A 19,240-nucleotide genomic window follows, 5' to 3' on the forward strand; every position below is an offset into this window, starting at 1 on the left:
CCGGTCTCACGCCGGCAGGCCCGACGGAGAGCATAGCCCACGTCCACAGTGGACGAAGGTGCCGAGACCTACGAGGCCAACCGTTCAGCGGGGCCACGATCCGATCCCGCGAGTCCGGCCCCGCCGTCCGACTGGCTGATCTCGGCCCACACCGCGTCGAGGGAAAGGCCGAGCACACCAGCGATCGCGGCGATGGTCGGGAAGGCCGGGGTGGCTACGCGCCCGGACTCGATCTTCCGAAGGGTCTCCGGCGAGACGCCCGCGTTCAGCGCGGTGCCGAGCATCGAACGGTTCCCCCGGGCGCGACGCAGAAGGGCTCCGAGGCGCTGTCCGCGCTCGACCTCTGCGGGAGTGAGCGGCAACCTGACCATGGGCCGATTCTAGTACCGGGATAACATGGACGGGATACTTATTGGGTGCGAGGAAGGCGCCGCATGATCGAGATCCTGAACCCCTCGGACCTGCTGCGAGCGAAGGACACCGGCGCCCTGGTCGCCGACATCCTGCAGACACTGAAGAACCGCAGCACGGTCGGCACGAACCTCCTGGAGATCGACCGGTGGGCCCAGAGCATGATCATCGAGGCCGGGGCGCAGTCCTGCTACGTCGACTACGAGCCGTCGTTCGGACGCGGGCCGTTCGGCCACCACATCTGCACCTCGGTCAACGACGCGGTGCTGCACGGACTGCCGTACGACTACCAGCTTGCCGACGGTGACCTGCTGTCGCTCGACCTCGCGGTCTGCCTTGGCGGAGTTGTCGCCGACTCCGCCATCAGCTTCGTCGTGGGCGACACGCAGCCCCCGGAGAGCGTCGAGCTGATCAACGCGACCGAGCGCGCACTGAGCGCCGGGATAGCCGCCGCCGGCCCCGGAGCTCGCATCGGTGACATCTCCCACGCGATCGGCTCGGTCCTCAGCGGGGCGGGATATCCGATCAACACCGAGTTCGGCGGTCACGGCGTCGGATCGACCATGCACCAGGAACCGCACGTCCCGAACACGGGGCGACCCGGTCGCGGTTACCGGCTGCGCCCCGGGCTGCTGCTGGCACTGGAACCATGGGTCATGGCGGACACCGCCAGGCTCGTCACCGACGCCGATGGCTGGACGCTGCGCAGCGCGACAGGCTGCCGCACCGCACACAGCGAGCACACGATCGCCATCACCGACGACGGAGCCGAGATCCTCACCCTGCCCAGGCACGCCCGACCGTAAGCGTCCGCCTACCCTACGTCTGCTCGTCGTCGACGGGCTCCGTGTGCCCGTCGACCGTCACGGTCGGCTTCAGGTGCTCGTCGGGCTGGGGCGCCTGCGCCACGGTGTGGTGCGGGTCCCCGTCCGGCGAGAACAGCACCCGGTCGGTCTTCGGGCTCTTCTCCTGGTTCTCCTCCGGCTCGGTCACCGCACGCCCCCTCTGCTCTGTCGGCGTCCTCCACGCTATGCCCCGAACTGTCGGGCCGAATCCCGTTCGGCGTACCCGGCCCCCGTACGGGGGGTGTGGATGGCCACGCATGCCGAGGCGGACATGGGGGCAGGACACGTCGGCATGGGTGACGTGCTCAGCGAGAAGTGGCTGTCGGAGCTGGTGGATCTCCTGGTGCGGGTGATCGAGGCCGCCGGAGCTCTGATCATCTTCGTCGGCGCGGTGGTGGCGCTGGTGCGCTTCGTCGTCGTCGCGCTCCGGGATCGCAGGACCGGGGCGTTCGTCCCGGTGCGTCTGGCGCTCGGCCGGTTCCTGGCCCTCGGCCTGGAGTTCCAGCTCGCCAGCGACATCCTCCGCACCGCGATCGCGCCCACGCTGCGGGAGATCGCCGAGTTGGCCGCGGTCGCCGCGATCCGTACCGCGCTGAACTTCTTCCTCGCCCGGGAGATCAGGCAGGAACGCCGCGAACTCGTCGAGGCCGGGCACCATCCGCACACCGACCCGGCCCACACCCGGGCCGGGCGTCTGGCGTGAGCACCCTGCTCGGGTACGCCGCCCTCGCCTGCGTCGGCGCGGCGGCGATCATCACCACAGGTTTCCACCGGGGTACGGCGGGCATGCAGATCCGAGTCGGGATGATCCGGGTCGTCGTCCCGAGCCGTCGGCCGCCGTACGGGCGGCCACCGTGATCGGAGGAGGCGAGCATGCCGGACAAGCACGAACAGGCCGAGCAGATGCGCGACGACGTACCGTCGACCATCGCGCGCTCCGACGACAAGGCGGTACGAACGTACAAGAAGACCCTCGAGTCGGCGGAGGAGACGTACGACGACGGTGGCCGCGCCCACCGGGCCGCGTACGCGTCCCTCAAGCACACCCACGAGAAGGTCGGCGACCACTGGGAACCCAAGGAGCACAGCGGCCCCTCCGACCCGCAGGCCGCCCAGGGAACACCGGCCTCGCTGCGACAGCGCCGCGACACGGCCCAGGGAGTCGACGCCAACGCCAGCAAGGGGCACCTCGACGACGTGGCCCGCCGAGTGGGGATCGAGGACCCGGAGAACATCAACAAGGGCGACCTGGTCGACGAGATCGAGAAGGCCAACGCCCGCGCCACCGCGAAGGCGCGCCGCAAGTAGCCTCTCCCGACGTCCCGGCGGGCGGTCAGAAGCGCCACGCCCCGCCCGCTGCGGTTCGCTCCCGAGCAGTTGCCGACACCAGCGCCCCTCAGCGAACCGCCTCGAACGTGGTCGTCCACGTGGTGTGGTAGGTCATGCCCTGGCAACGGATGTCGGTGTCGGGCTTGAGCGTCACGGCGTCGGTCAGTTTGAACGGGAAGTTCGCCTCACTCACGGCGAGCGTCGGGAAGATGGGGTCGGCGCCGAGGGTGGACAACTCGATCTGGCCCTGACAGTAGACGGCGTCGGCGCTGTCGACGACGGTGTCGACAACCACCTCGCCGGGGGTGACGGACACCAGTTTGGCTTTCACGTTCGCATTCGGGTTCGTGAGCGTGAGGGTGACGTACGCGCTTTCGCCGGGCAGCAGGGTGCCGGTCTGCGCGCCGGTGACAGTGACGGCCGAGAAGGACTCGGCAGAGCCCACGACCGGATCCGTGGTGCTCTCCTGGACGAACGCGGCGATCGCGAACCCGCCGACGCCCAGCACCGCGCCGACCGCGAAGGTGGCCAGTGCCGCTTTGATGGCTGTGTTGGTACGCATGACATTCTCCTGACTCGAGGCACGGCCGGCTCGGTGGTGACCGACGCGGTGACGACCGGGTGCGGCAGACGTAGGGCCCGACGATCGATGCGTCCGCCGTCGGAACAGGGTGGCCTCCCGCGCCGGGGCGGGGGCGAGTTCGTGGCTCGCCGGCCGGGGTTCCGGCCGGTCCTGGGCTCGCGGCTCCCGGGCGGGTCCGGTGGCCGCTGCCGGGGCGATGTGTCCCGTCACCGGATGTATCCGAACGCGGTCCGTTCCGGAGACGTCACGATCGCGAACTTCACAGATGCTGCACATCCGAGGCCCGGCCATTGCTTCGGCCACAGCACAACCACGGTCACCACGACCGGTTGGACACGTCCGTCGGCTGATCGAAGCACCACGGTGAGGGGTTGTGGTTCACCCGGATCGCGGGGGAACACGACACCGGTGTGGCGGCCGCCGATACGGTGGCGCTCCGGAGAGCCCGGTCGAGGGAGGCGTCGAACAAGCCGTGGGTGGCTATGGCGTGCAGGTCACGCTCGTGTTCGTGTTGGTGTTGGTGAACGCGGTGTTCGCGGGTAGCGAGATGGCGTTGGTGTCGCTGCGGGAGAGCCAGCTCCAGCGCCTGGAACGGACTTCCCGGGGCGGCCGGGTGCTGGCGCGGCTGGCGCGGGACCCGAACCGGTTTCTGGCGACCATCCAGATCGGTATCACCCTGGCGGGGTTCCTCGCCTCCGCGGCGGCGGCGGTGTCGCTGTCGGCGCCGCTGGTGGAGCCGCTGGGTTTCCTGGGATCGGCGGCGGAGCCGGTGTCGATCGTGCTGGTCACCATCGTCCTGACCTTCGTCACCCTGGTGTTGGGTGAGCTGGCGCCGAAGCGGATCGCGATGCAGCGCGCGGAGGGCTGGGCACTGCTGGTCGCCCGTCCACTGGACGCGTTGTCGACGTTCTCCCGGCCGGCGGTGTGGTTGCTGAGCGCCGCCAGCGACGCGGTCGTACGGCTGACGGGTGGCGATCCCCGGGCCCGGCGGGAGGAGGTCACGACCGAGGAACTGCGGGACATGGTCGCCGCGCAGCGCAACCTCACCCCCGAACACCGGATGATCATTTCGGGGGCGTTCGAGGTGGCCGAGCGGGTGCTGCGCGAGATTCTGGTGCCCCGCCGGGACGTGGTCACCCTCAGCGAGTCGCTGTCCGCGCCGCAGGCGCTGCGGGAGCTGGGCAGGTCGGGGCAGACCCGCGCCCCGGTGGTCGGACGCGGCGGGTTGGACGACACGGTCGGCGTGGTGCACATGCGGGACCTGCTCGACCAGGACGGTCCGGTAGCCGAGCACGCCAGCCCGCCGTTTCTCCTGCCGGAGACGTTGAAGGTGACCGAGGCGATCCGGGAGATGCGCGCACAGCGGCAGCAGTTCGCCCTCGTGGTGGACGAGCGGGGCTCCATCGACGGCATCGTGACGATGGAGGACCTGGTCGAGGAGATCGTCGGGGAGATCTACGACGAGACCGACCGGGACGTGCAGGCCGTCGTACGGGAGGCGGACGGGGCGCTGCTGATGGCGGGCGGCTTCCCGCTGCACGATCTGCCGGACGTGGGCATCGACCTCGACGCGAACACCCTGGAGGCTGGCGACTACACGACGGTGGCGGGCCTGGTCCTGGCGCATCTCGGCCACATCCCGAAGACGTCCGGCGAGGTCGTCGAGCTGTCGGGCCTGACCGCCGAGGTGGCGGAGGTGACGGGGCGGGCGATCACCCGGGTACGCCTGCGCACCGCCCCGGTACGCGGCGACGCGCACGGGGTCGACGAGGACGAGCCACGCCACTGACCCCACCCGACAGTGATCGCGCGAGTGCGTTCAGCTACTTCTCAGGTGGCGTTGGTAGTTTCTCGGCGCGACGGCATCCATCATGGACGCCGTTGACCCCGTTGCCGCACAAGGGTTCCGGGTGGAGGTTTCACCGGAGCCTGTGTGTCGCGCGTTCCGCCGTCGTCGAGGGAGCGTTCGTAACGGTCAAGAAGATGCTGGGCGCGTGAACCGCCCAGGCGGTCCACAGTGGAGACGAACACCCGCCCCATGATCTAATTCGGCTAGTTTGTCCGTAGCCGGTCGGATTGCCCGATCGGGACTTCGAAGGAGTGTGCATGCCCGTCACCGCCGACCTCACCAAGCTGGTCGACAAGGCCTACCAGGACAAGACCCTCACCGAGATCGTCGACGCCCCGGTGTCCGCCCTCGCTGGGGTCAGCGACGGCGACGCCAAGCTGCTCAAGGACGCCTTCAACATCACCACCGTCGGCGACCTCGGCCGCAACCCGTACTTCCGCACCGCCAACGCCCTGGTCGCCCTCACCGGCGCGAAGTAGCACCACCGCGGATGCCCGGTGGCCCAGGAGATCCCCCGAGCCACCGGGCATCGGCTCTCGTGGAAGTTACCGGCATCACCGCGGTCGTCATCGGTCTGATCGACGTGCTCAACCGCCGGGGCACTGGCGGCTGGCGGACGCGTCGAACTCGGGGACGGGTCGGGCCTGCGCCTCCTCGGGGGTCTCGGCCACGCCGTTGCGCCGGATGTCCTCGATGAGCCACTTCATCTCGGATATCTCCCGCCGCTGCGCCTCGCTGATCTCCACGGCAAGCCGGCAGACCCGCACGTCTTCGATGTCGGCCCGCTCCGACCTGGTGATGGCCATCGAGTGGTGCGGGATCATCGAGTTCATCCAGCCGATGCCGTCCACGGTGGCCTGACTGCGGTCGAGGACCACCCCCGTACCGAAGAGCAGGATGCTCGCCGCGACGATGCCCAGGTTCGCCTTGGTGTTGCTGTACATGTTCCGCATCCAGCCGAGCATCACCAGGCCCATCGTGCCGCCCATGGCGAACGCCATGAACATGCGGCTCTCGCTGAAGCGGATGTCGCTCCACCGCCACGTACTCAGATACATCACGCCGTACATGACGACCATGGCGGTCAGGATCATCGCCCCGAAACGCAGGTACATCTTCGTCTCGTGCGACATTCCCTTGCCGCGACCGGACCCGTCCGAGTTCCGCTCGTCCATCACCCGTGAGCCTCCATTCCTTCGTCGTGACCTCTCGTCAGCTCCGACCGAGGGTGCGGCCGGCGAGCCGCCGTGGTTCCGCCCCTACCCGGTCGCCCGTACCCACGGCTTGACCGGGCGAACCGATCATCCCGGCTCAGCGGCGCACGATTCAGGAAATACTCATTACTCGTGGGCTGGGTTGTTGATCTCGAATTCCTGCGAAACCCGCCGGCGACGATGGGAAAGCCAGGCGGGCCGTCACGTTCGTTCGGCTCTCGGTTCGATCCCTGCCACGCTCCGAGCAGGGCGCAACGTGACCGGTGCGGGACGGGTGTGCCTGGCTGCGGCGTGTCGGAGTCGGGCGTCCTCCGACAGGGTGAACGTTGCCTGATGCGGCACTAGAGGCGCGCGACGGCCGGCCAGCTGATCGCGACGAGCAGCGCGGCGGCGAGCGGCCAGAGCCACCACCGCGCCGAGCGGTGCCGCCGGAACCAGCCGCTCGCCAGGCACACCAGCGACGCCGCGGTCAAAGCGAAGATCACGATCCACAACCACGGACGACGGCCGTCGCTCAGCTCAGGCAGGAACCAGGCGAGCAGATAAGCGTTCAACAACAGCAGCGGCACGAGCACGACCGACGCGGCGCTGACCCTCGCTGTGCGCACCCCGGCCCGGCTCATGTACGGCTTCCTATCCCACCGGCGCGGCCACCGTCAAGGTCCACTGCACTTCGGCTGGTGGAGCGCCTTCGGCAGGCGCTGGAAGCGCGGCAAGGCGATGCTGTCGGTCTTCGGCGATCCGGCGCGGATCCGGCAGGCCCAGCGCTGACCGGGAGTGGAGCCGCCCCCGCTGCGCGGTTCGCGCAGCGGGGGCGGCCCCGGTTGTGGGACGACCGGAGAAGCGGTCATGGTTCAGCGGCACACGAGGCTCATCACCGCGTGTATTCGGCCGACCCCTGCGCCCTGCACGGGGCGGAAGCGGTGGCGGCGCAGGAGACGTCGCCGAAACCGGTGAGCACGGTGTCCATCACCATGGTGTAGATGGGCCGCCGGGCGCCGGCGGGAAGGGTGAAGCCGACACCTTCGATGGTGAGATTGACGGCGACCGGGACTTCGAGGTAGACGACAGCCTTGGTCTGGGAGATCCGGTAGCGGGTGGCCCCGTTGTAGCTCTCCACTTCGACGGTGCCCGTGGCCGTGCTCTGCACGGAGAGCACGAGGCCGGTGAGCCCGTCACCGGTGAGCTGCGATTGGACGGGACGGATGTTCCTCCAGGTGACCTGGTTGTTCTGGTAGCACCAGCTGCCCTTGAGCTGCATGTAGGCCAGCGGTCGACTGATCAGGGACCGGTCGGCGAACTGGCGGATGTGGGACGGCATCTGGACCCCGCGGAAGAGATCGCCGATCGACAACTTGAGGTACTCGCTCGTGGTGGTGAAGTTCTGGCACCGCTCACCCGAGAGGACAGTCACCGTCACGGTGTAACCGTTGCCCGAGTTGTCCTGGTACTGGCTGTCCCCGAAGTAGAAGAACAGCGCGCCGTCCATGGGCGCCGTGGCGGTGACCGGGGCCCCGTGGGTGAACTCACTCGCGCCGATTCGGGAGTTCAGTCCCTCACCGGGCATGCGGTTGGACGGCCGACCCGGGTAGAAGTAGCAGAGGCCGGTGGCGCTGGTCACCTGCACGCGGTCTCCGGCCTTGAGGTTGATGCCGGTGTTGGTGAGGTTGCCGTAGCAGTCGACATGCCCGGTCCACGTCCGGGTTGCGGCGGCGGCAGGGCGGCTCGCCGCCGGCGTCACCACCACCACCAACGCGGACAACAGCGTCAGTATCGCCAGCACGGCGAAACTCTTGCCCCTTTTCATTGACATCTACGCTTCCCTTTCAGTGTCGGTAAATGCGAAGGAATGCTCGAAGATCATGTCCGGTCCCGACCATGGTTGGGTAACGCAAGGAGGTATTGCGCCTGCCCACCGGCGTGAGTGGCTGCAAGAACATTCCATCAGATCGATCTCTTGACGGGGAATACCAAACTGGTCCGGTACCCATATCAACTGGGTCGGCACCCGATACCAGGGGCGTTTGGCGAGAGCCATCGCGGATGGTCGACCCCTCGCGTGGCAGCAGTGGCCCGTCGAGGGCGTGCCCGCCGGATCGAGACCGCCGGCATGCCTACCGGATACCCGCCGGCTCCGCGCCGTCAGCTACGCAGGGCGTCTTCGATGCCGGTCTCGCGTCGGCCCAGGTGGGCGGGGTCCCGACCCCATAGCACATCCCACGCGGCCTTGACGCTCGCCCCGTGCTCCCGGCTGGAGCTGATCCGCCAGATCCGCTCGTACCGCCGGGCTGTCTCGTCGCCCACCCCGGTGGCGTCGATGCCGATCTGACGGCAGACGGTGACAGCGCGGGGCAGGTGGAAGGTCTGGGTCACCACTGTCGCCCGGTCGACGCCGAAGATGCGCTTGGCACGGGCACACGAGTCGTACGTGTCGAAGCCGGCGTGGTCGCGCACCACCTTGTCGGCGGGTACGCCCTGGTCGACCAGCCAGCGCCGCATCGCGCTCGGCTCGTCGTACTCCGCCGTCATGTTGTCGCCGGACACCAGGATGGCGCGGACCTTGCCGGCGGTGAACAGCCGGTGCGCGACCTCCAGCCGACCGAGGAGAAACGGCGACGGCGTTCCGTCGGGCAGGACGCGGGTGCCCAGCACCAGCGCGACCGGCGCCTCCGGCACATCGTCCTCGGTGAAGATGTGCCCCTCGGAGCCGTCGCGGGCCCACGCCACGGCCGCCGTGGTGCCGGCGACGAGCAGCACCGCGCCGATCACGGCCGCGATCACCGCACGCCACCACCACCGCACCTTCGACCCCGATGGCGTACGCCGAACGCCCGGCCGCAAGACGTGTCCCCGCATGTCCGCAAGTATGCCCGCGTGTCTATCGGCCTCGCGGATGGTCGTCGTCGTTCTGTTGCGGCGGGGTGTGTGGTGGACGGCGAAGGGGTGTCCGGTTCAGCAGGCCCGCCCCGGCGGCGACGGCGAGGAAGATCGCGGCGACGGCGATCACGGCCAGGGCTGCGTACTTGAGGATGTCCATGCTGGGTCCTGCCATTTCATGGCTGGTAGCGGTAGCCCATGCCGGGTTCGGTCATGAGGTGGCGGGGCCGGGTGGGGTCGGGTTCGAGTTTGCGGCGTAGCTGGGCCATGTACTGGCGCAGGTAGCCGGTCTCCGTCTCGTAGCCCGGTCCCCAGACGTCGCGGAGAAGTTGGCGCTGGCTGATCAGCTTGCCGGGGTTGCGCAGCAGTGTTTCGAGAACGCTCCACTGAGTGGGGGTCAGTTTGATCGCGGTGCCGTCATCGTGGGTGACGGTGTGGGCGGCGAGGTCGACGGTGTGCCGGCCGAGCCTCGCGGTCGGGCTGGTCGGGTCGGTGCCGGTCGTGTGGCGGCGGGTGACGGCGCGGACGCGGGCGAGGAGTTCGTCGACGCCGAAGGGTTTGGTGACGTAGTCGTCGGCGCCGGCGTCGAGGGCGGTGACCTTGTCGTCGCTGCCGGCGCGGCCGGAGAGCACGATGATCGGCACGGTGGTCCAGCCGCGGAGGCCGCGGATGACGTCGACGCCGTCGAGGTCGGGCAGTCCGAGGTCGAGTACGACGAGGTCGGGTGGGTGGCTGGCGGCGGCCTTGAGCGCGGTGGTGCCGGTGGCGGCGACGTCGATGTCGTAGCCGCGGGCGCGTAGGTTGATGCGCAGGGCGCGCAGGATCTGGGGTTCGTCGTCGACGACGAGTATCCGGGTCATTCCTGTGGGCCCTCCGCTGGTTCGGTCGGTGTGCCGGCGGGCAGTCGCAGGACCATGGTGAGTCCTCCACCGGGGGTGGTCTCCGGGGTGATGCTGCCACCCATGGCCTCGGCGAGTCCGCGGGACAGGGCGAGGCCGAGGCCGACGCCGGTGCTGTTGTCGCGGTCGCCGAGGCGCTGGAACGGCAGGAAGACGTGGTCCCACTGGTCCTGCGGGATGCCGGGGCCGGTGTCGATGACGCGGAGTTCGACCTGGCCGGAGTGGGCGCTGGCGGTGATGGTGGGTGGTTGTCCGGGTGGGCTGTGGCGCAGGGCGTTGGCGACGAGGTTGACCAGGACCCGTTCCAGCAGGCCCGGGTCGGCGGTGGCGGCGGGCAGGTCGGCGGGGATGTCGGTGGTGACGTTGGCGGCATCGGGGCCGAGTTCGTCCAGGGCTCGGGGTACGGCGTCCTCCAGGCCGATCGCGGTGGCGTTGATGCCGAGTGCGCCGGCTTGCAGGCGGCTCATGTCGAGCAGGTTGGCCACGAGGCGGCCGAGCCGGTCGAGGGACTCGTCGGCGGTCGCCAGCAACTCGGCCTGATCGTCCGGGTCGAAGTCGACGTCGTGGCTGCGCAGGCTGGACACCGCGGCTTTCGCCGACGCGAGGGGAGTGCGCAGGTCGTGGCTGACGGCGGCGAGCAGCGCGGTACGCATCCGGTCGGCCTCGGCCAGCGGCCGGGCGGCGGCGGCCTCTTCGGCCAGGCGTTCCTGCCGGAGCGCAACGGCGGCCTGCGCGGCGAACGCCTCGACGATCCGCCGGTCGGCGGCCTCCAGCCGGCGACCGCAGAGCACGATGGTGAGCCGGTCGTCGACGGGCACCGAGGTTTCGCCCGCGCTCGGGCTGCCCGCTGGCGCGTCGCCGACGCTGGCGACAACCCGCCAGGCGGTGTCGTCACCGGCACGACCCGGACGCTTTTCCGCATCGGCGGCCAGTTCCAGGACGCTGACCGCGCGCAGGGCAAAGGTCTCCCGCAGCCGGTCGAGCAGCGCCGGCAGGGGGCGCTGCCCGCGTAGCACGCTGCCGGCGACGGTGGCCAGGGTCTGCGCGTCGGCGGACGCCCGGGCCGCTTCCCGGGTACGCCGCGCGGCGACGTCGACCACCCCGCTGACCGCGACGGCGATACCCACGAACACGCCGAGGGCGAGCAGGTTGTCCTTCTCGGCGATGGTGAGCGTGTAGTAGGGCGGGGTGAAGAACCAGTTGAGCAGCAGGAAGCCACCGAGCGCGGCGACCAGCGCCGGCCAGAGGCCCCCTACCAGGGCGACACCGACGACGGCGGCGAGGAAGATCAGGATGTCGTTGGTGAGAGTGAGATCGGGTAGGGCCTTGAGGATTGCGGTAAGGGCGGGCAGCCCCAGCCCGGCGAGGGCAAACCCGAGCTGCCTGCGGCGCCGGGACAGCGCAGCCGGCACCGCGGCGGCCTGCCGGCCGCGACCGGCCTCGGGATGGGTGACCAGGTGTACGTCGATGGGGCCGGACAGTGCGGTGGTGGTGACCCCGACGCCCGGGGAGAACAGTTGCGCGAAGCGGCCGCGGCGGCTGGCACCGAGGACGAGCTGGGTGGCGTTGACGCCGCGGGCGAAGTCGAGCAGCGCGGCCGGCACGTCGGTACCGAGAACGTGGTGGTAGGTGCCGCCGAGGCTCTCCACGAGACTCCGTTGCCGGGCGAGCTGGGCGGGGTCCGCGCCGGCGAGGCCGTCGCTGCGGGCCACGTGCACGGCGAGCAGGTCGGCACCCTTGCTGCGGGCGGCGATCCGGGCGGCCCGCCGGATCAGTGTCTCGCCCTCCGGCCCGCCGGTCAGGGCGACGACCACCCGTTCGCGGGCCTCCCAGGTGGCGGAGATGCCCTGCTGGGTACGGTAGGCGTCGAGTTGCGCGTCGACCTTGTCGGCGAGCCAGAGCAGGGCGAGTTCGCGCAGGGCGGTGAGGTTGCCGATACGGAAGTAGTTGCCGAGCGCGGCGTCGATCTTGTCGGGGCGGTAGATGTTGCCGTGGGCCATCCGACGGCGCAGCGCCTCCGGTGTCATGTCGACGAGTTCGACCTGTTCGGCGGCGCGGACAACGGCGTCGGGGACCGTTTCCCGTTGGGTGGCGCCGGTGATCTGGGCGACGACGTCGTTGAGCGATTCCAGGTGCTGGATGTTCATCGTGGTGAGCACGGTGATCCCGGCATCGAGGAGTTCCTGGATGTCCTGCCAGCGTTTGCCGTTTCGGGAGCCGGGCACGTTGGTGTGTGCGAGTTCGTCGACGACGGCGACCTCGGGCCGGCGGGCCAGCACCGCGTCGAGGTCCATCTCGGTGAACTCGGCACCCCGGTAGTGGAGCATCCGGCGGGGCACGATCTCCAGGTCGCCGATCATGGCGGCGGTGTGTGGGCGACCGTGGGTCTCGACCAGGCCGACGGCGACGTCGGTGCCGCGTTCGGCGCGACGCTGCGCCTCTTCGAGCATGGCGTAGGTCTTGCCGACGCCGGGTGCGGCACCGAGATAGATGCGCAGTTCCCCTCGTGTCACAGCAGGAGTCCTCTCCCCCAGCGGATTGATTCGGTGGGCTGGCCGGCGCCGGGCCGGGGCCATGTCGACAGTCCCGGACCGGCGCCGTGGTGTCAGCGTGCCGGGAACTTCTCGTCGAGGGCGAGGTTGAGCTCCAGCACGTTGACGCCGGGCGAGCCCATGAAGCCGAACGCCCGGTCGGTCGTGTGCTCCTCGACCAGACGCCGGACCGCCGCCGGGTCCATGCCGCGCTCCCGTGCCACCCGATCCACCTGGATCCGCGCGTACGCCGGGGAAATGTGCGGGTCGAGGCCGCTGCCGCTGGCGGTGACCGCGTCGGCGGGCACCGCGGGTTCCGGGGGTGCGTCGCCCCGGATCGGGACGATGGTCGCTCCGGCGGCCCGGTAGTCCTCGCCCGGTGTGGCGAGTTCGACCGGGACGCCCTCGTACTTGGTGAGGAAGGGGGTGGCGGGTGGGGTCTGGTTGACGCTGACGACGCGGGTGACCGGGCCGGTGAGCCCGTCGCGCCGGAACACGGCCAACACCGCGCCGACCCCGTCGGCGGTGCAGTAGGGACGGCTCCCGTCGACGTCGTCGAGTTCGCCGACGGCCTTGCTGCGGGCGCAGACCTGGGTGAGCAGGCTCTGCGTCGAGTCGTCGGGGTCGGTGGCGAGGGTGTCGACGATGTCCTCCGGGCCGAGGTTGCTGGCCGAGGTGGAGGTGGGGTCGTAGCCGTCGCCGGCCACCGAGGGACGGGACTGGAAGTAACGCGGCACGGGGTTGCCGTCGGCGTCGGTGAACGACTGGCCGATGAGCGAGCTGCCGACGGTCCTGCCGCCGGCCTCGACCAGCGAGCCGTTCGCCCGGCTGTCGAGGCCGGGTAGCCGGCCGACGGCGACCAGGGCGAGCGGGTACACCAGCCCGAGCAGACCGGTGAAGACGAGCACTGCGCGCAGCGCGGCGAGGTGCTGGGCGAGCCAGGTGGGTAGGCGCATCACGAGATCCCTGGGATGAACTGGATGAGAAGGTCGATGGCTTTGATGCCGACGAACGGCACGATGATGCCGCCGAGGCCGTAGACCAGCAGGTTGCGGCCGAGCAGCTGGGACGCGGCAGCCGGCCGGTAGCGCACCCCGCGCAGCGCGAGGGGGATCAGCGCGATGATGACGATCGCGTTGAAGATGACCGCGGACAGGATCGCCGACTCGGGGCTGGCCAGCCGCATGATGTTGAGTGCGTCCAGGCCGGGGTAGATGCCGGCGAACATGGCCGGGATGATCGCGAAGTACTTCGCGATGTCGTTGGAGATGCTGAACGTCGTCAGCGCACCCCGGGTGATCAGCAACTGCTTGCCGATCTCCACGATCTCGATCAGCTTGGTCGGGTCGGAGTCGAGGTCGACCATGTTGCCGGCCTCCTTCGCGGCCGACGTGCCGGTGTTCATGGCCACGCCGACGTCCGCCTGGGCCAGCGCGGGCGCGTCGTTGGTGCCGTCGCCGGTCATCGCGACCAGCCGGCCGCCCTCCTGCTCCTTACGGATCAGGGCGAGCTTGTCCTCCGGGGTGGCCTCGGCGAGGAAGTCGTCCACACCCGCCTCGTCGGCGATGGCCTGCGCGGTACGCGGGTTGTCACCGGTGATCATCACGGTCCGGATGCCCATCGCGCGCATCTCGTCGAACCGCTCCCGCATCCCGGCCTTGACCACGTCCTTGAGGTGGATGACGCCGAGCGCCCGGGCCGGTTCGCCGGTCATGTGCTCGGCCACCACCAGCGGGGTGCCGCCGATGCCGCTGATCTCGTCGACAAGCTGGCCGACCTGCTCGGTGGGGTGGCCGCCGTTGTCGCGTACCCACTTCATGACCGCTGCGGCGGCGCCCTTGCGGATGCGGCGCGCCGGCCCGGTCGCGCCGCCGTCGACGGTGGCGTCCGGGGTCAGGTCGACGCCGCTCATCCGGGTCTGTGCGGTGAACGGCACGAAGGTGGCGTGCGGGATCAGACCCGGCTCCCGCTCGCGCAGGCCGAACTCGTTCTTGGCCAGCACCACGATCGAGCGCCCTTCGGGAGTCTCGTCGGCGAGGCTCGACAGTTGCGCGGCATCCGCGACCGTTGCCCCGTCGAGGCCGTCGACGGGCAGGAACTCGGCGGCCTGCCGGTTGCCCAGCGTGATCGTGCCGGTCTTGTCCAGCAGCAGGGTGTTGACGTCACCGGCGGCCTCGACCGCCCGCCCGCTCATGGCGAGCACGTTGCGCTGGACGAGGCGGTCCATGCCGGCGATGCCGATGGCGGACAGCAGCGCGCCGATGGTGGTCGGGATGAGGCAGACCAGCAGCGAGACCAGCACAATTCCGCTGACCCCTGAGTCGGTGATCGCCTGCGTGTCCGGGGCCGCGCCCTGGTGGTTCTTGGAGAAGATCGCGAGGGGTTGGAGGGTGACCACCGCGAGCAGGAAGATGATCGTCAGCGCGGCGAGCAGGATGTTGAGCGCGATCTCGTTCGGGGTCTTCTGCCGGTTGGCGCCCTCGACCAGGTTGATCATCCGGTCGATGAAGCTCTCGCCCGGCTTCTGCGTGATCAGCACGACGATCCGGTCGGAGAGGACCTTCGTGCCGCCGGTGACCGCGCTGCGGTCGCCGCCGGACTCCCGGATCACCGGAGCGGACTCGCCGGTGATCGCCGACTCGTCGACGCTGGCGATGCCCTCGACCACGTCGCCGTCGCCCGGGATGATCTCCCCGGCCTCGACCACGACGATGTCGCCCTGGCGCAGTTGCGGCGCGGGGACGCTCTCGGTGCGGTAGATGCCGGGGGCGACGCCCGGGGTCCAGCCCAGGGCGCGGGTGGCGACGGTGTCCGTCTTCGCCTTCCGCAGGGCAGCGGCCTGGGCCTTGCCGCGCCCCTCGGCGACGGCCTCGGCCAGGTTGGCGAAGACCACGGTCAGCCACAGCCAGATCGTGATCGCCCAGGCGAAGACGGACGGGTCGGTGACGGCGAGAACGGTGGTGAAGAGGGCGCCGATCTCGACGATCAACATCACCGGATTGCGCCACAGGCTGCGTGGGTCGAGCTTGCGCAGCGCGTCCGGCAGCGACCGGATGAGTTGCTTCGGGTCGAGCAGCCCGCCGCCACGGTTGCCGTGGGTGGCCGGTGTGCCGGCGGTCGCCGCGTCGGCGGTGTCGTGCGGCGCCGGCCTGGAGGTGGTCATGTCCTTCTTCCTCATGGATGTCACAGCCCCTCAGCCAGGGGGCCGAGCGCGAGCGCGGGCAGGAAGGTCAGCGCGACCAGGATCACCGTGACGCCGACGACCATCCCGACGAACAGCGGCCGGTGGGTGGGCAGGGTGCCCTCGGAGGCGGGGTGGGTTGCTGGCGGGCCAGCGAGCCGGCCAGGGCCAGCACCAGGATGATCGGCAGGAACCGGCCGAGCAGCATGCACAGCCCGAGCGCCGTGTTCCACCACGGCGTGCTGACTGTGATGCCGGCGAACGCGGAGCCGTTGTTGTTGCTGGCCGAGGTGAACGCGTAGAGCACCTCGGACAGGCCGTGCGGGCCGATGTTCAACGCGGTCGAGTTGTTGCCCGTGGCGAACGCCGCCGCCGTGCCGATCAGCACCAGCGCCGGGGTGACCAGGAAGTACAGGGACGCGAACTTCATCTCCCGTGAGCTGATCTTCTTCCCGACGTACTCCGGGGTCCGGCCGACCATGAGACCGGCGACGAACACGGTGATCACCGCGAGGACCAGCAGGCCGTACAGGCCGGCGCCGACCCCACCGGGGACCACCTCGCCGAGCATCATGTTGACCAGAAGTGTCCCGCCACCCAGCGCCGTGTAGGAGTCGTGGAAGGAGTTGACCGCCCCGGTGGAGGTGAGCGTGGTGGCGGCGGCGAACGTGGCTGAGTTCGACACGTCGAAGCGCACCTCCTTGCCCTCCAGCGCGGCACCCACGGCCTGCGGCACGGTGCCGTTGCCGGTCAGCTCGAACACGTTGGTGAGGGTGATGCTGGCGATCGCCAGGATGGCCATCACGGCGGCGATCGCGTAGCCCTGCCGGTTCTGGCCGACCATCCGGCCGAAGACCCGGGGCAGGCTGAACGGGATCAGCAGGATCAGGAAGATCTCCAGCCAGTTCGTCCACGCGGTCGGGTTCTCGAACGGGTGGGCGCTGTTGACGTTGTAGAAGCCGCCACCGTTGGTGCCCAGCTCCTTGATCACCTCCTGGCTGGCCACCGGCCCGCCGGTCACGGTCTGGGTGCCGCCGGTCAGCGTGGTCACCTCGGTGCCGCCGGAGAGGTTCTGCACCACCCCGCCGATCATCAGCGCGAGCGCGCCGAGCACCGCGATCGGCAGCAGGATCCGCAGCGTGATCCGGGTCAGGTCGACCCAGAAGTTGCCCAGGTCACCGGTGCGGGCGCGGGCGAAGCCCCGGACCAGCGCCACCGCGACGGCGATGCCGACCGCGGCGGAGACGAAGTTCTGCACCGCCAGGCCGGCCATCTGCACCAGGTGACCCATGGTCGACTCACCCGAGTACCACTGCCAGTTCGTGTTGGTCACGAACGACACCGCCGTGTTCCACGCCCCGTGAGTGATCACCGGGTCGAAGCCCAGCGACAGCCACAGGTGGTTCTGCAGGCGCTGGAACGTGTACAGGAACAGGATCGACACGGCCGAGAAGGCCAGCACGCTGCGGGCGTACACGCCCCAGCTCTGCCCGGCGGCCGGGTTGACCCCGACCAGACGGTAGATCCCCCGCTCGACTCGGGACTGCTTCGACCCGGTGACCACCCGGTACAGGTAGTCGCCGAACGGCCTGTGCACGGCGACGAGGGCCGCGACGAGCGACAGGATGAACAGCACACCGGCTGTCGTCACGGTCATCAGAAGCGCTCCGGGAACAGCAGGGCGACCACCAGGAACACGGCCAGGCCGATCGCCAGCACCAGACCGATCGCGTTGACGGCACTCACAGCTTCTCCACACCCCTCACCACGAGGGCGAGCACTGCGAACAGCACCACCGTCAACACCACGAACACCACGTCAGACACGCTGACTCCTCATGTACCGGACTTGTTCGTCACGGCCGCCGATCGGCCGCGCCGGGCAATCACAACGCGAGCCGTCCCTCAACGACAGGGGCTATAACGCGACCATCACGGCGATCCGGCGCTTTTTAACGCTCTCTTCACGCCGTCCCACGACCAGGTGACCCCGGCCACCTCGGGGGGCAGGGGCAGTCGGGCCGCCCCACGACGGCAGCAGTGGAGGCAGGTCCTCCAGCAGGGCCGTCGAGCCGCGGCCCGCGCACGCCTCAGGAGACTCTCCGGGCACCGCCCTGCCGTACTGGTCGGGTAGGTTTCGCCAGCCGCCGACGGGGCGCGGACCACGCGACCACGCGACCCGGTTCCGAATCCTCGTCCGCCGGGCCGGGCTGCCCCCGGTGCGCCTGCACGCCAAAGCCAGCGCCCGCAAAACCGACCCGACCCCCGCGGCCCAGAAGCCGGCACCCCGGCGCCGACGAACCGAAAACGAGTGCTCCGGCCCCCACGAAGCGCAAGCAGGCCGCGAAGTCGCAGGTCACGTCCCGAGAAACCCGCGAGAAGGCCGCTTCCGGGGCTGCACCCACATCGCACCCACGTGACACCCACCGTCCACGCAGGCCAGACAGCAAGAAGGGCCTGACCCGCGTTTCCGCGGGTCAGGCCCTTCACAATCTTGTGCGCCCGAAGGGACTCGAACCCCTAACCTTCTGATCCGTAGTCAGATGCTCTATCCGTTGAGCTACGGGCGCTCGGTGCTCGGCCAGTCTACACACCGGCTTTCGCGCGGAGACTCCGGGATTCGAACCCGGGAGGGGCTTTAAGACCCCAACCGCATTAGCAGTGCGGCGCCATAGACCAGACTAGGCGAAGTCTCCCTGGTGGCCCGCAGACCACCGCGCCCGAGGATACAGGCAGCGACCCACTCGGGGCAAAGCGACTACCTGCCCGGCCCTCGCCGGCTGTGCAAAGGCGTGATCAGGACTACGCTCCAGTGGCATGCAGGAGCAGCCGCCCAGCGAGCCGAACCGCCGAGAGCCTGCTGAGAGTGCGCGCCGCCGCTCTCCCCGGGCGACCTTCACCCCGCCGCCGGCCCCAGCCGCGCCCGAACCGCCCCCGCCGTCTGACGAGGACCCCGGTCCGACGCGCCCACGCCGGGCGAAGAAGGCTCCCACGGTGCTCTTCCAGCCACCGGATCCCGACCGGCCGGCTCCCCGCCAGGTTCCCCGGGGCGCGTCCTCGCGGCCTGCTGTTCCGACCACGACCGGTCCGACCACGACCGGCGACGGAGGGTCACCCGGCACGGACACCGAGCCGCAGACCGATGGCCCGTCCCGTCAGCGCGAGCCCCGGCCCCCCGAGCCCGGCGGGGACGAGCAGCACTCGGCTGCCCACATCGACCCGCCGGAACCTGACCCGGACGGTGAACCTGCGACGCCCACCACGGCCACCGAATCGCCGACCGGCGAGGCGACCCCCCGGAAGGCCACGACACGCAGGGGGACCGCCCAGAAGAGCACCACCCCGAAGAGCACCGCGCGGAAGGCACCTGCCGAGCGGGCGGCGGCACCGAAGTCGGCGCGGAAGAAGACGGGTGCCGCCGCGACGCCCTCTGCCACCCCGGTTCCGGACGAGCCTTCCACGTCGACCGCCGGGTCAGCGGCCTACGGATCTGAGACCACGGGGAGGGTGAAGCCACGCAAG

The 19,240-nt window shown here is 69.9% G+C and carries 21 protein-coding genes, 2 tRNA genes and 1 pseudogene; 7 read left to right on the top strand and 17 right to left on the bottom strand.

Annotated elements, in window-relative coordinates; genetic code table 11:
• Positions 1-68: 68 nt before the first annotated feature.
• Positions 69-371, bottom strand: a complete 303-nt coding sequence (locus GA0070616_RS11840; RefSeq protein ID WP_091080887.1) for a helix-turn-helix transcriptional regulator — start codon at positions 369-371, stop codon at positions 69-71.
• A gap of 63 nt (positions 372-434) precedes the next feature.
• Between GA0070616_RS11840 and map the strand changes: the two genes are divergently transcribed.
• Entirely contained in the window at positions 435-1,217 is a 783-nt protein-coding gene (gene map, locus GA0070616_RS11845; RefSeq protein ID WP_091080891.1) for a type I methionyl aminopeptidase, read from the top strand.
• A 13-nt stretch (positions 1,218-1,230) separates the two neighbouring features.
• Here the strand turns inward: map and GA0070616_RS28090 are convergent, their stop codons facing one another.
• A complete protein-coding gene (locus tag GA0070616_RS28090) occupies positions 1,231-1,404 on the bottom strand; it encodes a hypothetical protein (protein WP_175440054.1) in 174 nt (57 codons plus the stop codon).
• Between the two features lie 144 nt (positions 1,405-1,548).
• Here GA0070616_RS28090 and GA0070616_RS11850 point away from each other — a divergent pair, with 144 nt between their 5' ends.
• Genes GA0070616_RS11850 through GA0070616_RS11855 form a run of 3 tightly spaced genes read left to right on the top strand, consistent with a single transcriptional unit; the run spans position 1,549 to position 2,564 of the window.
• Positions 1,549-1,959: a DUF1622 domain-containing protein gene (locus GA0070616_RS11850; protein WP_091080894.1), complete on the top strand. Its 411-nt coding sequence runs from the start codon at positions 1,549-1,551 to the stop codon at positions 1,957-1,959.
• Positions 1,956-2,114, top strand: coding sequence for a hypothetical protein (locus tag GA0070616_RS28095; protein ID WP_175440055.1), 159 nt, complete (start codon positions 1,956-1,958; stop codon positions 2,112-2,114). The genes GA0070616_RS11850 and GA0070616_RS28095 overlap by 4 nt, the downstream gene beginning before the upstream one ends.
• A gap of 15 nt (positions 2,115-2,129) precedes the next feature.
• Positions 2,130-2,564 (top strand): ChaB family protein, encoded by a 435-nt coding sequence (locus GA0070616_RS11855; RefSeq protein ID WP_245712736.1) that lies wholly within the window; start codon positions 2,130-2,132, stop codon positions 2,562-2,564.
• Between the two features lie 88 nt (positions 2,565-2,652).
• Here GA0070616_RS11855 and GA0070616_RS11860 read toward each other — a convergent pair whose 3' ends face one another.
• Positions 2,653-3,147 (bottom strand): hypothetical protein, encoded by a 495-nt coding sequence (locus GA0070616_RS11860; protein WP_091080898.1) that lies wholly within the window; start codon positions 3,145-3,147, stop codon positions 2,653-2,655.
• A gap of 493 nt (positions 3,148-3,640) precedes the next feature.
• Here GA0070616_RS11860 and GA0070616_RS11865 point away from each other — a divergent pair, with 493 nt between their 5' ends.
• Positions 3,641-4,957 carry a hemolysin family protein gene (locus tag GA0070616_RS11865; RefSeq protein ID WP_091080902.1) on the top strand — a complete coding sequence of 439 codons (1,317 nt, stop codon included), beginning with the start codon at positions 3,641-3,643 and terminating at the stop codon, positions 4,955-4,957.
• 317 nt (positions 4,958-5,274) lie between these two features.
• Positions 5,275-5,496 (top strand): hypothetical protein, encoded by a 222-nt coding sequence (locus GA0070616_RS11870; protein WP_018788305.1) that lies wholly within the window; start codon positions 5,275-5,277, stop codon positions 5,494-5,496.
• Positions 5,497-5,604: 108 nt separating this feature from the next.
• Here the strand turns inward: GA0070616_RS11870 and GA0070616_RS11875 are convergent, their stop codons facing one another.
• Together GA0070616_RS11875 and GA0070616_RS11880 are read right to left on the bottom strand one after the other, a co-directional pair.
• Entirely contained in the window at positions 5,605-6,192 is a 588-nt protein-coding gene (locus GA0070616_RS11875; RefSeq protein ID WP_245712962.1) for a DUF305 domain-containing protein, read from the bottom strand.
• A 380-nt stretch (positions 6,193-6,572) separates the two neighbouring features.
• Positions 6,573-6,854, bottom strand: coding sequence for a hypothetical protein (locus GA0070616_RS11880; RefSeq protein ID WP_091080906.1), 282 nt, complete (start codon positions 6,852-6,854; stop codon positions 6,573-6,575).
• Here GA0070616_RS11880 and GA0070616_RS28100 point away from each other — a divergent pair.
• On the top strand, positions 6,853-7,002 hold the full coding sequence (locus GA0070616_RS28100) for a hypothetical protein (RefSeq protein WP_175440056.1): 150 nt from the start codon (positions 6,853-6,855) through the stop codon (positions 7,000-7,002). The genes GA0070616_RS11880 and GA0070616_RS28100 overlap by 2 nt on opposite strands.
• A gap of 103 nt (positions 7,003-7,105) precedes the next feature.
• Here the strand turns inward: GA0070616_RS28100 and GA0070616_RS11885 are convergent, their stop codons facing one another.
• The 12 genes and pseudogenes from GA0070616_RS11885 to GA0070616_RS11935 form a co-directional block, all read right to left on the bottom strand.
• The gene (locus tag GA0070616_RS11885) at positions 7,106-8,044 is read right to left on the bottom strand and encodes a hypothetical protein (protein ID WP_139128883.1); all 939 of its coding nucleotides are present in this window, start codon (positions 8,042-8,044) and stop codon (positions 7,106-7,108) included.
• A 329-nt stretch (positions 8,045-8,373) separates the two neighbouring features.
• Positions 8,374-9,012, bottom strand: coding sequence for a SanA/YdcF family protein (locus tag GA0070616_RS11890; RefSeq protein WP_342672269.1), 639 nt, complete (start codon positions 9,010-9,012; stop codon positions 8,374-8,376).
• 97 nt (positions 9,013-9,109) lie between these two features.
• Entirely contained in the window at positions 9,110-9,283 is a 174-nt protein-coding gene (locus GA0070616_RS28105; RefSeq protein WP_175440057.1) for a hypothetical protein, read from the bottom strand.
• A gap of 1 nt (position 9,284) precedes the next feature.
• On the bottom strand, positions 9,285-9,968 hold the full coding sequence (locus GA0070616_RS11895; protein WP_091080916.1) for a response regulator: 684 nt from the start codon (positions 9,966-9,968) through the stop codon (positions 9,285-9,287).
• On the bottom strand, positions 9,965-12,520 hold the full coding sequence (locus tag GA0070616_RS11900) for a sensor histidine kinase (RefSeq protein ID WP_091080920.1): 2,556 nt from the start codon (positions 12,518-12,520) through the stop codon (positions 9,965-9,967). Before GA0070616_RS11900 ends, GA0070616_RS11895 begins: the two co-directional genes overlap by 4 nt.
• Positions 12,521-12,612: 92 nt before the next feature.
• Positions 12,613-13,494: a potassium-transporting ATPase subunit C gene (locus GA0070616_RS11905; protein WP_091080924.1), complete on the bottom strand. Its 882-nt coding sequence runs from the start codon at positions 13,492-13,494 to the stop codon at positions 12,613-12,615.
• Positions 13,494-15,701, bottom strand: coding sequence for a potassium-transporting ATPase subunit KdpB (gene kdpB / locus GA0070616_RS11910; protein WP_091080927.1), 2,208 nt, complete (start codon positions 15,699-15,701; stop codon positions 13,494-13,496). Before kdpB ends, GA0070616_RS11905 begins: the two co-directional genes overlap by 1 nt.
• A 20-nt stretch (positions 15,702-15,721) precedes the next feature.
• Positions 15,722-17,376: pseudogene (gene kdpA / locus GA0070616_RS11915) on the bottom strand (potassium-transporting ATPase subunit KdpA).
• Positions 17,376-17,465 carry a K(+)-transporting ATPase subunit F gene (kdpF, locus tag GA0070616_RS11920; RefSeq protein ID WP_091080931.1) on the bottom strand — a complete coding sequence of 30 codons (90 nt, stop codon included), beginning with the start codon at positions 17,463-17,465 and terminating at the stop codon, positions 17,376-17,378. The pseudogene kdpA and the gene kdpF overlap by 1 nt, the downstream one beginning before the upstream one ends.
• Before the next feature lie 750 nt (positions 17,466-18,215).
• Positions 18,216-18,288, bottom strand: a tRNA-Arg gene (locus GA0070616_RS11925).
• Positions 18,289-18,323: 35 nt separating this feature from the next.
• A tRNA-Ser gene (locus GA0070616_RS11930) sits at positions 18,324-18,414 on the bottom strand.
• Between the two features lie 459 nt (positions 18,415-18,873).
• Positions 18,874-19,155: a hypothetical protein gene (locus tag GA0070616_RS11935; protein ID WP_091080934.1), complete on the bottom strand. Its 282-nt coding sequence runs from the start codon at positions 19,153-19,155 to the stop codon at positions 18,874-18,876.
• Between the last annotated feature and the right edge of the window lie 85 nt (positions 19,156-19,240).

This window comes from Micromonospora nigra (assembly GCF_900091585.1).
In the GTDB taxonomy this organism is placed as follows: Bacteria; Actinomycetota; Actinomycetes; order Mycobacteriales; family Micromonosporaceae; genus Micromonospora; species Micromonospora nigra.

Bases quoted from the DNA above. Each gene is read 5' to 3' on its own strand.
- GA0070616_RS11840 (WP_091080887.1), bottom strand. From the start codon at position 371: ATGGTCAGGTTGCCGCTCACTCCCGCAGAGGTCGAGCGCGGACAGCGC.
- map (WP_091080891.1), top strand. From the start codon at position 435: ATGATCGAGATCCTGAACCCCTCGGACCTGCTGCGAGCGAAGGACACC.
- GA0070616_RS11850 (WP_091080894.1), top strand. From the start codon at position 1,549: ATGGGTGACGTGCTCAGCGAGAAGTGGCTGTCGGAGCTGGTGGATCTC.
- GA0070616_RS11855 (WP_245712736.1), top strand. From the start codon at position 2,130: ATGCCGGACAAGCACGAACAGGCCGAGCAGATGCGCGACGACGTACCG.
- GA0070616_RS11860 (WP_091080898.1), bottom strand. From the start codon at position 3,147: ATGCGTACCAACACAGCCATCAAAGCGGCACTGGCCACCTTCGCGGTC.
- GA0070616_RS11870 (WP_018788305.1), top strand. From the start codon at position 5,275: ATGCCCGTCACCGCCGACCTCACCAAGCTGGTCGACAAGGCCTACCAG.
- GA0070616_RS11875 (WP_245712962.1), bottom strand. From the start codon at position 6,192: ATGGACGAGCGGAACTCGGACGGGTCCGGTCGCGGCAAGGGAATGTCG.
- GA0070616_RS28100 (WP_175440056.1), top strand. From the start codon at position 6,853: ATGTACGGCTTCCTATCCCACCGGCGCGGCCACCGTCAAGGTCCACTG.
- GA0070616_RS11880 (WP_091080906.1), bottom strand. From the start codon at position 6,854: ATGAGCCGGGCCGGGGTGCGCACAGCGAGGGTCAGCGCCGCGTCGGTC.
- GA0070616_RS11885 (WP_139128883.1), bottom strand. From the start codon at position 8,044: ATGTCAATGAAAAGGGGCAAGAGTTTCGCCGTGCTGGCGATACTGACG.
- GA0070616_RS28105 (WP_175440057.1), bottom strand. From the start codon at position 9,283: ATGGCAGGACCCAGCATGGACATCCTCAAGTACGCAGCCCTGGCCGTG.
- GA0070616_RS11895 (WP_091080916.1), bottom strand. From the start codon at position 9,968: ATGACCCGGATACTCGTCGTCGACGACGAACCCCAGATCCTGCGCGCC.
- GA0070616_RS11905 (WP_091080924.1), bottom strand. From the start codon at position 13,494: ATGCGCCTACCCACCTGGCTCGCCCAGCACCTCGCCGCGCTGCGCGCA.
- kdpB (WP_091080927.1), bottom strand. From the start codon at position 15,701: ATGACCACCTCCAGGCCGGCGCCGCACGACACCGCCGACGCGGCGACC.